General features: G+C 61.4%; 9 protein-coding genes. 4 read left to right on the forward strand and 5 right to left on the reverse strand.

What is annotated here, in order from left to right; genetic code table 11:
* Window positions 1-184 precede the first annotated feature (184 nt).
* The 5 genes from DXC67_RS06125 to sdaAA form a co-directional block, all read right to left on the reverse strand.
* Window positions 185-1,399: an ABC transporter permease gene (locus tag DXC67_RS06125; RefSeq protein WP_117637733.1), complete on the reverse strand. Its 1,215-nt coding sequence runs from the start codon at window positions 1,397-1,399 to the stop codon at window positions 185-187.
* Window positions 1,396-2,169, reverse strand: coding sequence for an ABC transporter ATP-binding protein (locus DXC67_RS06130; protein ID WP_117637734.1), 774 nt, complete (start codon window positions 2,167-2,169; stop codon window positions 1,396-1,398). Before DXC67_RS06130 ends, DXC67_RS06125 begins: the two co-directional genes overlap by 4 nt.
* A complete protein-coding gene (locus tag DXC67_RS06135; RefSeq protein WP_117637735.1) occupies window positions 2,169-3,596 on the reverse strand; it encodes an efflux RND transporter periplasmic adaptor subunit in 1,428 nt (475 codons plus the stop codon). The genes DXC67_RS06130 and DXC67_RS06135 overlap by 1 nt, the downstream gene beginning before the upstream one ends.
* 132 nt (window positions 3,597-3,728) lie before the next feature.
* A complete protein-coding gene (locus tag DXC67_RS06140) occupies window positions 3,729-5,444 on the reverse strand; it encodes a L,D-transpeptidase (protein ID WP_158551301.1) in 1,716 nt (571 codons plus the stop codon).
* Window positions 5,445-5,593: 149 nt separating this feature from the next.
* Complete coding sequence (sdaAA, locus tag DXC67_RS06145) at window positions 5,594-7,201, reverse strand: L-serine ammonia-lyase, iron-sulfur-dependent, subunit alpha (RefSeq protein WP_117637737.1); 1,608 nt, start codon at window positions 7,199-7,201, stop codon at window positions 5,594-5,596.
* Between the two features lie 250 nt (window positions 7,202-7,451).
* Between sdaAA and DXC67_RS06150 the strand changes: the two genes are divergently transcribed.
* The 4 genes from DXC67_RS06150 to hydA form a co-directional block, all read left to right on the forward strand.
* On the forward strand, window positions 7,452-8,837 hold the full coding sequence (locus tag DXC67_RS06150) for a YgeY family selenium metabolism-linked hydrolase (protein ID WP_055252228.1): 1,386 nt from the start codon (window positions 7,452-7,454) through the stop codon (window positions 8,835-8,837).
* 201 nt (window positions 8,838-9,038) lie between these two features.
* Window positions 9,039-10,241 (forward strand): knotted carbamoyltransferase YgeW, encoded by a 1,203-nt coding sequence (ygeW, locus tag DXC67_RS06155; protein WP_055252229.1) that lies wholly within the window; start codon window positions 9,039-9,041, stop codon window positions 10,239-10,241.
* Window positions 10,242-10,391: 150 nt separating this feature from the next.
* Window positions 10,392-11,006 (forward strand): nucleotidyltransferase family protein, encoded by a 615-nt coding sequence (locus DXC67_RS06160; RefSeq protein WP_158550967.1) that lies wholly within the window; start codon window positions 10,392-10,394, stop codon window positions 11,004-11,006.
* A gap of 9 nt (window positions 11,007-11,015) precedes the next feature.
* On the forward strand, window positions 11,016-12,367 hold a 1,352-nt coding region (gene hydA, locus DXC67_RS06165; RefSeq protein ID WP_117637738.1), incomplete at its 3' end, for a dihydropyrimidinase.

The following is a 12,367-nucleotide window of genomic DNA, read 5'->3' on the forward strand; positions in this document are numbered from 1 at the left end:
GCCCGCGAGGAGGAGCGCCCCGTGCAAGCTCGACCCGTACAAGCCCGTCATCCATCAATAGCTCGAGGACGACGCCCAGAACTGGCGCAAACAGTCCTTCAATAAGTTGCGATGAAATAGTGTCTGTTTTTGCTGCTAGATAGCATATTCAGTCCCTAATTCACCGCAACTTGTTGGTGGTGGCTTACTGGTAGCGTAGGCACTCCACCGGGTTGAGCTTTGCCGCGCGGCGAGCGGGGTAGAAGCCAAAGATTACGCCGATGCCGACGGAGACGCCGAAGGCCAGCAGCACCGTGGCGATTGAAAAGCTCGGTGTGATCTCCCCACTGGCACCGAGCTCGTTGAGAACCCCTGATCCTGCGGCAAACATCGCGAGGCCCCAGGCCAGCAGATAGCCAATCAGGACACCCAGCAGGCCACCGGTGACGCACAGCGCCGAGGACTCGGCCAAAAACTGCGCGGTGATATCGCGGCGACTGGCGCCCAAGGCACGGCGAATACCGATCTCGCGGATGCGCTCAGTCACGTTGGTAAGCATCATATTCATAATGCCGATTCCGCCGACAAGCAGTGAGATACTGGCGACAGCGCCCATGATGAGCGAGAAGGCGCCCATAAACGAGTTGAGTGCATCGATGGCGCTTTTCATGGAGGTCGCCGATACGCTGTCGTACTCATCATCCTCCGAGATGCCCTTCATCGCGCGCACCTTAGACTCGATGGTCTTGCAGAGCTCGTCCATGTCTGTGCCCTCGGCGGCAAGTGCCGTCACGCTGGGGAATGAAGGATTCTCGTCGCCAAACAGGCCGGAGATGGTTTCGCGTGGCATATACAGCGTGAGCGAGCCCATGGAGTCGCTGCCGCCATCAATCACGCCTACAATCTGCACCTCGCCGTTGGACACCTTGATGGTTTTCCCCAGTGCGTCCTGTTCGTTGCCGTAAAGCTGATCGGCGCCGCCGCGGCTGATGAGCGCCACGCGCGAGCCTGATTGAGACTCTGCCTGTGAATAGACACGTCCCGCAACGAGCTTACTGGCGCCCACGGCATCGAGCATGTCGCTATCGACGCCGTGTGCCATGACGGTATAGCTTTTATCCCCGACCTTGTACTCGGAATAGGCGCTATCGACGATGCCGATCTGCTCAATCTGCGGCACCAGTTTGCGAAGCTTTTCCACATCCGAATCGGTGAGTTCTTGGGACGAATAGATCTCTACCATGCGGGCTGCATTGAGGCCCAGGCTGTTGACCAGGCTGTTTTGGATGCCGCCGATGAGCGAAGTCATGGCGATGACCGAGGCGATGCCAATGACGATGCCAAGGATGGTGAGCAGGCTGCGTCCCTTGTTGGCCTCGAGCGAGTGAAGGGCTTCTTGGATGAGATCGCGGGCGCTCATGCCACCACTCCTTTCGGCGGGTTGGCGGAGGCGGAAATCATGGGCAGGCTATCTACGGCGCTGCGCAGGGTCCGCGGTGTATGTGGAATATACGCGCCGTCGTGTATACGACCGTCGCGGATGGTCATGGCACGGTCGGCCTCGGCGGCAATGCCGGGGTCGTGTGTGATAAGCACGATGGTTTTGCCACGCTCCTGGAGCTTATGGAAGGTCTCCATCACAAGCGCTCCGGTTGCGGAGTCCAGGTTTCCCGTCGGCTCGTCAGCCAAAATGATGGGCGGATCGTTGACGAGGGCGCGTGCGATGGCGACACGCTGCATCTGGCCGCCCGAGAGCTCGGATATGCGGTGGTCCCAATGGTCGACGGGCAGCGTGACGGCCTGCAACGCGTGCACGGCGCGCATTTCGCGCTGGCTACGGGGTACGTTGGTGTAGGCCAGCGGCAGCATGACGTTTTCGATAACCGACAGGCGCGGCAGCAGGTTGAAGCTCTGAAAGACAAAGCCAATGCTCAGGGCGCGAACTTCGGTGAGCTCGTCATCGTCAAGCTCGGCCACGTTGAGCCCTTGCAGGTAGTAGTCGCCCGCCGTCGGCTTATCCAGGCAGCCTAGGATGTTCATGAGCGTCGACTTGCCCGAGCCCGAGGGGCCGGTAATGGCGACGAACTCGCCGGGATCTACCGCCAGGCTCACGTTGTGCAAGATGTGGGCGCAACCCGCTTCGCTCTCAAAAATGCGGTGCACGTTGCGGATGTCGATGACGGGACGCATTACATACCCTCGTCGGCAGACATACTGCCCGAATCCGCGCTGTAGCCGCCGTCAGCCGTTGCGCCCGCTCCGGTGTCCATGACGAGGGTGTCACCGTCGCGCAGTTTGGTTGTGGGCACGCCAGGATTGATTTCGTTGCCCTGGTCGTCGCGCTTGATCTGTGTCTTGCCGACTACGGCTTCGTTGTCGTTTTGCGTCACGACGGTCACCTTCACGCGGCGCGTCTTCTTGTCTTCCGAATCGGTGGCCAGATTGACGTAATAGTGCTCGCCATCTTCGGTCATCAGCGCCATGGTCGGCACCATAACCACGTCGTCGAGCTTCTCGGTCACTACCGAGACCTCGGCAGTCATACCCGGCTTAAGGCGACTGTCGGGTGCTTCGATGAGGATGTCGACGTTAAAGGTCACGCTGCCGCCGCTACCGGAGCCGGAGTCAGAGTTTGCCACCGAGGCGATAGCCGTGACGGTGCCCTGGCTCACGATATCGGGAAACGCGGGATAGGTCACGTTGGCGCTTTGGCCCACGGCAATTTTGGCGATATCCTTTTCGCCCACCTGAACCGTCACCTTCATCTTGGACAGGTCGGCGATCTGCATGCACTGCTTGCCGCCGCTCGTGTCGCTTTCACCCATGATCATGCCGCCTGTTACCGTAGCGCCCACCTTGGCGTTGAGCTCCACGATGCTGCCCGAGCTGGGGGCCTTTACGGTGCGCTCGGCCGCCTTTGCAGTTGCCTGTTCCAGCGCTGCCTGGGCCGAGGCGAGGTTGCGCTGGGCGGTCGAGACGGCATTTGCGTTGGCGTTTGCGTCCGATGGACCGGTCGATCCGTCACTGTCCGTTGTCGGTGCGGCCTGTGCGGCCGCGAGTGCCACCTTTGCATTGTTCAGGTCTTCCTGGGCGGCCGCGACCGCGCGCTGCGCCTCGGAAACAGCGCTATCGAGCGCGTCGTTCTTAATGGTCATGAGTACGTCGCCCTCGTTGACGCTCTGTCCGGCCTGCACGTTGATCTTTTCAACCGTACCGTCGACAGAAGGGGAGACGACCGATGCCGAGATGGGCTTAAGCTGCCCCTTGGCTTCGACTGTGGTGGTAAACGTGCCTTCGGTGACCATGTCGGTCACCGGTCCGTTGGTGCCTGCGGGTTGCGCGTTGATGACCAGCGTTGCGATGATGGCAATGAGCGCGATGGCAACAACGACACCGACGGCGATACCGCGTCGGATGAGCTTTTTGCGCCGACGCTCGGCACGCTTTGCCTTGAGCTTTGCATAGGCTTCTTCATCGGAGATATCGGTCGAATCGTCGAGACTCGTTTGGGGCTGCTTGGTGTCTGCAGCGCTTATAATCGGCAGGGTCTCGGTGGCATCTTGGGGCATGCGATCGGAATCGTCAGGACCCGGATTGATCGTGGGGACCTTGGACATAGCGTCTCCTTTATCGATATGGCTCCGATAAGTATATACGCCCGTCGCGATAGGCGGGCGTATAGAAGTTGCGGATGACGGTACTGTAAGTTTTGTCGCCGTGCTGTTTACTTGTTGTAGACGTTAGCTGCGTTACGAGTGCACGACCACGCAGAGGCCGACTTTGATGCGCTCGTGGAGCGACTTGGCATCGGCCAGGCGCAGGTTGATGCAACCGTGGCTGCCACACCACTTGTACGACTCGGCGTTATCGAAGCTCTTGTCGTTTTGCCAGGTGGCATCGTGGAAGCCGATCATGTTGCCCTCAAACGGCATCCAGTAGCTAACCGGGCTCTCGTATTTGGGCTTGCCGGTCTCGGGGTCCTTGGCACCGATGAGTTTGCTGGCGCCATCGTTGCTGTTGATCTGCCATACGCCCTCGGGGGTGGCGTCTTCGCCCGGTTTGCCGGAAATAAAGTTGGCCTCCCACACAATATTGCCGCTCTCGTCGTAGTAGCGCGCGTGCTGCTCGGACAGATCGACATCGACGTATGCCTTCCAGTCAGGCTCTCCCTTTGCGGTAAAGGTGTCGGCCTTCTGGGAGTACTTGATATCGATTTCGCCGGTCTGCTTGTTGTTAATGGCGTCTTCGACCTGCTTGGCGAGCGAGGTACTGTCGATGGACCAACCAAAGTCGCCGCCTTCGACGGCGCACTGCTTGCCATCGGCGCGCGTCCACCAGCGAGTGGAGCCCACGGTATTAAAGCCGTTGGCGAGCTCGGCTGCCCAGCTGCTGATCTGCGACGTATCGAGCGTGGGGTTGGCCGGATCGGCAAAGCTGATCCACTGCAACACGGAGCTGCCATCAACCTTGCCGGCATCCTCGCCGTTGAGCTTGAGGGTCACGTTGACGCCCAAGAAGTTGTTGGCGGCATCGCATGCGGCCTGAATCTGATCATCGGTCAGCGTTCCATTGAGCGGCTCATAGGCATCGTTGCCGAGCTTGGAAAGATCTACGGTCTCGGCCAGCGAGGCAAGCTCGAGCTCGGCATACTTAATGACATGCTCGCGGTTGAGTTTTTCGTTGGAGCGCGCCTTCTCGACGGTAAACTTGCCGGCCTGCTCGTCATAGGAGCTATTGGCCTCGAACGCGCCCGAACGCCCCTCGTTAAACTCGTCGATGGCGGCGCCCAGATCCTTCTCAAACTGCTTTTGGTCAAAGGTGTCGGAGAGCATGGACAGGTCGACGTCTTGATCAAGATCGACTTCGTTGGAGCTAGCGGTTGTTTTGGTCTTGCCGCTTAAGGATTCTACAAGGCGAACCGGCCATACAATGGCTTCGTTGCGGCTGATAATCTCTTTTGCGGCAGCTTCGCCGTCGACAATGGGCTCATCGGACTCGGGCTGATAGGTCCAGCTAAAGTCATCGCCTGTCACGGTGAGCTTATAGTGCTTCCAAGCCGAGTTGACCTTGGTGGCGGCAGACGAAGCGTTGGAGAACGAGACATCGACGCCGGCGATAGTGGTGTTGGGGTAGGCTACCTGCGAAAACGCTACAACGCCTACGATATAGACAATGACGATAAGACCCAGAACGACAAAGAGCGTCGTCTTTTTGCCCGACTTATTGTTCTCGGCGGGTTTGCGTGCGGGGCCGCGATCGCCTCGAGCGTGCGTGGGGGGCTGCTTGGGCGCATTGCCATTTGCCTGGCGCTGCTGATGCTGCTTGTTCGGACGTTGGGAAACGTTTGCCGCACCTCGCTGCTGACCGCGGCTCCGCGCGATAGGACGCGGCGACTGAACGCCGCCGGTGTGCCTGCTCGGCTGCTGCGGATCGGGAATCAGTTGAGTTCGATCGTTTTGCGACATCGTATGCATATCCTTCGGATTTCGCCTTGCGGCTCATCGTGTTTTTACTGGGCTTGCATTATAGCGATTACCCAGTTGTTTGTGGTATGGAAACGGTGGCATTCAAAAGAGGTGGGACATTTGTCCCACCTTCGAGTCTTTCTTTGTCGCTATCCGCACACACCGCATTTTGCACAGGCCGAAAGTGCGGCCGGAGCCTGCGCGATGCCACCCTTTGCCGTCTCGCGCAGCGTGGCCGGCAACGCGTGGCCCACGGAGAGCATGACGTGCGCCATCTGGTCAAACGGCACCAGGCTCTTGATACCGGCAAGTGCAAGCTGCGCCGAGCTAAATGCCGCGGCCACGCCGATGGCATTGCGGTTTTGGCACGGCACCTCCACGAGGCCGCCCACCGGGTCGCAGACCAGGCCCAGCAGGTTGCTCAGGGCGATGGAGCTGGCGTCGAGTGCCTGCTCAGGCGTGCCTCCGAGCATCTGCACCAGCGCGGCGGCGGCCATGGCGGCCGCGCTTCCCACCTCGGCTTGGCATCCGCCCTCGGCGCCGGCGACGCAGGCGCTCGTGGTGAGGTTGAGGCCGATGGCGGCGGCGCAGTAGAGGGCGTCCATGACTTGCTCATCGTCCAGTTGCAGATGGTCGGCGAGCGCCAGCACGCAGCCGGGCACGACGCCTGCGGAGCCGGCCGTGGGGGCGGCGACGATCACTCCCATTGTGGCGGAGCGCTCAAGGACGGCCATGGCGCGGGCCACGGCATCGGTCTGGACGGCGCCCATCAGGCTTACGCTCAAGTCGTTGCGGTCGGTGGCATCAACGAGCTTGGCCTCGCCGCCGATAAGCCCGCCGAGCGAGCGCTGAGGATTGGCGATGGGGGCCGTGGTCTCCTCGCGCATGACGTCGAGCACGCGGCGCATGGCGGCGACGGCGTGGGCCTCGCCGGTCAGACGCGCCTCGCGCACGGCCATAACGGCGCCGATATTCAGGCCGAGCTCGGCGCACGCATCGAGCAGCTGCTCGCCGTCGTCGAAGATCTCCTTTGCCGAGACACCGGGGGAGAGCGACGAGGCAGAACCGGGGAGCTCGATAAAGGTCGCGTAATCGACATTGTCGAGTTTGCGTAGCATGGGGATAACGGTGTCGTCGGGCGCGCCGTCGGTCTCGAAGACGGAGTAGGCCTGGCCGCCCACTTCGGTGCGGTAGGTGCGGCAGAAGGCGATGTTCACGTGTGCGTAGGCGAGCAGGTTCGTGAGCGCTGCGAGCACGCCGGGGACGTCCTGGTGCGCCACGAAGAGCGTGGAATACATGCCCGAGATGTCGACGCCGACGCCGTTAATGCGGCTGATGCGCATCTTGCCGCCGCCCAGGCTCTCACCGCGGACCTGGGCCGTGGCGCCCGTGTCGTCGACCATGTCGATGTCGACGGTGTTGGGGTGGATGGAGGCGTCGTCGCCCTTGATGTCAAAGTGATATTCGAGGCCCTGCTCGTGCGCGAGGTCGAAGGCCTGCTTGATGTTCTCGTCATCGGTGTCGAGGCCCAGGATGCCCGCGACGAGCGCACGATCGGTGCCGTGGCCGCGGTAGGTGTGGGCAAAGGAGTTCCACAGGCCAAAGGTGACCTTAGTGATGCGGCCTTCCAGCAGGCTGGCGGCAACTTGGGCGCAGCGCAGGGCGCCGGCGGTGTGCGATGAGCTGGGGCCGACCATGACGGGCCCCAAGATCTCGAATGCCGAGGTCGTAGCTAGTGTTTGCGGCTTGCCTGCCATGGCTGCTCCTTTAAATCTATCCCGTCGTCCCGAGGGGCGGGGCATAAGGTCGCCTGCTCGGACAGTCCTGCTCGCACGGAGAGCACATTAAGTGCTCTCCGGCTCGTGCGGAACTCGCGACGGAGCAAAGTCCTCCGTCCGCCTCCTATGGTTACTTGCTTGCCGGGTGCTCAACCTCACGCTGCTTGGCACAAGTGATCTATCTGAAATATCTACCTGTAGGTAAACCCTTGTAGAAAGGTTGACTGTTATGGCTAAAGAACTCGATTTCGACGCTATCAAGGCTGCTGCTGAGTCCCATCGTGCTGATATGACGCGTTTTCTTCGCGCAATGATTAGCCACCCCTCTGAGTCTTGCGAGGAGGGCGAGGTTGTCGCTTGCATCAAGGCCGAGATGGAGAGCCTTGGCTATGACGAGGTTAAGGTCGACGGCCTGGGCAACGTCATGGGCTTTATGGGTGAGGGCGACAAGATCATCGCCATCGACTCCCACATCGACACCGTCGGTATCGGCAACATCGAGAACTGGGACGCCGATCCCTATGAGGGCTACGAGACCGACGAGATCATCTACGGCCGCGGCGGCTCCGACCAGGAGGGTGGCATGGCTTCTGCTACCTACGCTGCCAAGATGATGAAGGACATGGGCCTCATCCCCGAGGGCTACAAGATCATGGTCGTCGGCACCGTCCAGGAAGAGGACTGCGACGGCATGTGCTGGCAGTACATCTACAACAAGGACGGCATTAAGCCCGAGTTTGTCATTTCCACCGAGCCCACCGACGGCGGCATCTATCGCGGTCACCGCGGCCGCATGGAGATCCGCGTCGACGTTCACGGCACCTCCTGCCACGGTTCCGCTCCCGACCGCGGCGACAACGCCATCTACAAGATGGCCGACATCATCGCCGACGTCCGCGCCCTCAACAACAACGGCTGCGACGAGTCGACCGACATCAAGGGCCTCGTCAAGATGCTCGACCCTAAGTACAACCCCGAGCACTTCGAGGACGCCCGCTTCCTGGGCCGCGGCACCTGCACCGTCAGCCAGATCTTCTACACCAGCCCCAGCCGCTGCGCTGTCGCTGACTCCTGCGCCATCTCCATCGACCGTCGTATGACCGCCGGTGAGACCTGGGAGTCTTGCCTGGACGAGATCCGCAACCTGCCGGCCGCCAAGAAGTACGGCGACGACGTGAAGGTCTCCATGTACATGTACGACCGTCCGTCCTGGACCGGCGAGGTTTACGAGACCGAGGCTTACTTCCCCACGTGGATCAACAAGGAGACCGCTCCGCACGTCAAGGCCCTCGTCGACGCCCACAAGGCCATGTTCGGTGACGAGCGCATCGGCTGCGAGCCCAGCATGGACAAGCGCACCGGTCGTCCGCTGTGCGACAAGTGGACCTTCTCCACGAACTGCGTTTCCATCCAGGGCCGCTATGGCATCCCCTGCGTCGGCTTTGGCCCGGGTGCCGAGTCTCAGGCTCACGCTCCCAACGAGGTCACCTACAAGGACGACCTGGTCACCGCTGCCGCCATGTATGTGGCTGCCCTGAACCTCTACGATCCGAGCCAGGCCGATGGCGACGCCACCGTGTTCCGCGCCGGTCTGACCAACAACAAGATCGATTAGTCCCATTCCTCGATCTTGTTGAGCCGGGGACAGCTCGTGTCCCCGGCACCCCCTGTTGACTTGGGGCCCGCGGTCGTTATCTCCCATGCTTCCTCAACGGTAGCGGGTCCTCGTCATAGTGCTCTGCATGTTCTAGCCACACGCGCATGCCGGAGCACATCTACTCATTGCAATCGTTTCATCTTTGGAAAGGATATTTACATGGACGCCAAGTTTACCGAGCTCGTCGAGCAGCTGAACGGCCTCGATTTTAAGGGCATGTACGGCAGCGACTTCCTGCACACCTGGGACAAGACCACCGATGAGCTCAAGGCGCTCTACATCGTCGCCGACGCCCTGCGCGAGCTGCGCGAGAACAACGTTTCGTCCAAGATCTTCGATTCGGGTCTGGCCGTCTCCCTGTTCCGTGACAACTCCACCCGTACGCGCTTCTCCTTCTCTAAGGCAGCCAACCTGCTCGGTCTTGAGCTGCAGGACCTGGACGAGAAGAAGTCCCAGATCGCTCACGGCGAGACCGTCCGCGAGACCGCTACCATGATCTCCTTCATGGCTGACGTCATCGGCATCCGCGACGACATGTACATCGGCAAGGGCGACGCCTACATGGCCGAGGTCTCCGAGTCTGTCCAGCAGGCTTACGAGGATGGCGTTCTGGATCACCGTCCCACGCTCATCTCTCTGCAGTCCGATTCCGACCACCCCACGCAGTCCTCTGCCGACATGCTCTACCTCATCAACGAGTTTGGCGGCCTTGAGAACCTCAAGGGCAAGAAGGTTGCCGTCACCTGGGCCTATTCGCCCTCTTACGGCAAGCCGCTGTCCTGCCCGCAGTCGCTGATCAGCCTGCTGCCCCGCTTTGGCATGGACGTCACCCTGGCCCACCCCGAGGGCTACGACCTCATGCCCGAGGTCGTCGAGCGCGCTAAGGGCTACGCCGCCGAGTCCGGCACCACCTTTAAGCAGGTCAACACTATGGCTGAGGCCTTCGAGGGCGCCGACATCGTGATCCCCAAGAGCTGGGCTCCGTTTGCCGCCATGGAGAAGCGCACCAACCTGTACGCCGAGGGCGACGACGCCGGCATCGCTGCGCTCGAGAAGGAGCTGCTCGCTCAGAACGCTACGCATCAGGATTGGTGCTCCACGACCGAGCTCATGGAGAAGACCGCCAACGGCCAGGACACCATCTTTATGCATCCGCTGCCCGCCGACATCTCTGGTGTCTCTTGCGAGCACGGCGAGGTCAACGCCGACGTCTTCGACATGCACCGCGTGGGCATGTACAAGGAGGCCAGCTACAAGCCGTACGCCATCGCAGCCATGATGTTCCTGCAGAAGGTTGCCGATCCCGCCGCTACCCTCAAGGCCCTCGACGAGCGCAACACCGCCCGTTGGTTCCAGGCCTAAAGCTGGGTTGAGGTAAGCCATGTAAAGGGGGCGCTCTGCCAACCGGCGGGGTGCCCCTTTTTGCATCGTGGGCGTGCGGGATAAGCGCTTTCGATGTAGATGCCCCGCGACGCGAGTTATGGGTACGATGGTTTCAGGGGAGGTATCGCCATGAAACTTGGTTGCGTGATTATGGCTTCGGGCGAGGGCAAGCGATTTGGCTCTAACAAGATGCTCGCCGATATCTATGACGAGCCGCTGATTGCCCGGACCATTGATTCGGTTCCCCGGGGCTTTGACGTTGTGGTTTCGACGCGTTGGCCCGAGGTCGCTCGGATTTGCGAGGATAAGCATTGCCCGTGTGTGCTGCACGATGGCGAGCTGCGCAGCGAAAGCGTCCGTGCGGGGCTTTCGTGGGGAGTCGAACGCAACTGGAAAGGTTGCCTCTTTTTGCCGGGCGACCAGCCGCTCGTGAGTTCGGATTCTTTTGAGGCTATGGTTCGTGCATTTGACGAGCGTGGCCGCAAGCATCCGGTGCGCCTTGCGTGCAACGGTGAGCCTTCGAGCCCGGTGATCTTTCCGGCGGAACTGTTCGATGCACTTATGTGTCTTGAGGGTAAGGACGGCGGCGGTTCGATCCTCAAGGACCGTGCCGACGTGGTGCTGGTCGAGGCGCGTGCCTACGAGCTGTGGGACGTCGATACCGTCAAAGGACAGCGACGCATAACGGAGCATATCGCCGCCTGCTCGTATTTTGATCGCGTGGCCAACTGCATCAATCAATAAGGAGCAATTATGATCATCATCAAAAACGGCGCACTCGTGACGCCCCAGGGGCTTCGCCGCGCCGATCTTGCCATGGAGGGCGACAAGATTGTGCGGATTGCCGCGGCAATCGAGCCGGGCGAGGGCGATACCGTCGAGGACGCCACCGACTGTTGGGTGTTTCCCGGCTTTATCGACGGCCACACGCACATGCAGTGCTGGACCGGCATGGATTGGACAGCCGATAGCTTTGAGACCGGCACGCGCGCGGCTGCCTGCGGCGGCACGACGACCATTGTGGACTACGCGACGGCCGATCGCGGCGTGACCATGCCCGATGCCTTGGTCGAGTGGCATCATCGCGCCGACGGCACCTGCACCGCCAACTATGCCTTCCATATGGCGCTTGCCGAGTGGAATGAGCGCAACCGCGCCGATCTTTCGGCCATGCGCGAGGCGGGCGTGTCGTCGTTTAAGACCTACTTTGCCTACGACCATCTGCGCCTGGACGATGCCGAGACGCTCGAGGTGCTGGAGGAGCTCAAGCGCGTGGGCGGTATCCTGTGCGTGCATTGCGAGAACGGCACGTTGGTCAACGCGCTGCAGAAGCGCGTGTTTGAGCAGGGTATCCACGGGCCCGAGGGCCATGCGCTCAGCCGTCCAGACGTGTGTGAGGCCGAGGCCGTGAGCCGCCTGCTGTATCTGGCGCACTTGGCCGGGGACGCTCCGGTCAACGTGGTGCACCTTTCGACCAAGCTGGGGCTCGAGGCCATTCGCGCTGCCAAAGCGCGCGGGCAGAAGAACATCTATGTCGAGACATGCCCTCAGTATCTGATGCTCGACGACACGTGCTACTTGGAGCAGGGCGAGGACGGCTTTGCGGGCGCCAAGTACGTGATGAGTCCGCCGCTGCGCCATGCCGGCGACCGTGCGGCACTGCGCGAGGCGCTTGTGGCCGGCGAGATCGATACGATTGCGACCGACCACTGTAGCTTTAACCTGCACGGGCAAAAGGACCGCGGGCGCGACGACTTCCGCGCGATTCCCAACGGCGGACCCGGCGTGGAGCATCGTCCCGTCGCGATCGCTACGAGCTTTGAGGGACAGCTGGGTCCCGAGGATCTGTGCCGCCTGATGAGCGAGAACCCGGCGCGCGTCTTTGGCATGTATCCGCACAAGGGCTGTCTTGCCGAGGGCGCCGATGCCGACGTGTGCGTGTGGGATCCCAAGGCGCGCTGGACGATTAGCGCCGCGACGCAGCATCAGGCCGTGGACTACACGCCGCTCGAGGGCTTTGAGGCGCACGGCCGCGCCAAGGCCGTGTTTGTGAACGGCGTACTGGCTGCGCGCGACGGCGAGCCCACCGGAGCCCAACCCGGCCG

Source organism: Collinsella sp. TF07-1, from assembly GCF_003437235.1.
GTDB lineage: Bacteria > Actinomycetota > Coriobacteriia > Coriobacteriales > Coriobacteriaceae > Collinsella.

Excerpts from the sequence above, each read along its gene's own strand:
- DXC67_RS06135 (WP_117637735.1), bottom strand. The coding sequence starts at position 3,596 with ATGTCCAAGGTCCCCACGATCAATCCGGGTCCTGACGATTCCGATCGC.
- DXC67_RS06130 (WP_117637734.1), bottom strand. The coding sequence starts at position 2,169 with ATGCGTCCCGTCATCGACATCCGCAACGTGCACCGCATTTTTGAGAGC.
- DXC67_RS06125 (WP_117637733.1), bottom strand. The coding sequence starts at position 1,399 with ATGAGCGCCCGCGATCTCATCCAAGAAGCCCTTCACTCGCTCGAGGCC.
- ygeW (WP_055252229.1), top strand. The coding sequence starts at position 9,039 with ATGGACGCCAAGTTTACCGAGCTCGTCGAGCAGCTGAACGGCCTCGAT.
- sdaAA (WP_117637737.1), bottom strand. The coding sequence starts at position 7,201 with ATGGCAGGCAAGCCGCAAACACTAGCTACGACCTCGGCATTCGAGATC.
- DXC67_RS06140 (WP_158551301.1), bottom strand. The coding sequence starts at position 5,444 with ATGTCGCAAAACGATCGAACTCAACTGATTCCCGATCCGCAGCAGCCG.
- DXC67_RS06150 (WP_055252228.1), top strand. The coding sequence starts at position 7,452 with ATGGCTAAAGAACTCGATTTCGACGCTATCAAGGCTGCTGCTGAGTCC.
- DXC67_RS06160 (WP_158550967.1), top strand. The coding sequence starts at position 10,392 with ATGAAACTTGGTTGCGTGATTATGGCTTCGGGCGAGGGCAAGCGATTT.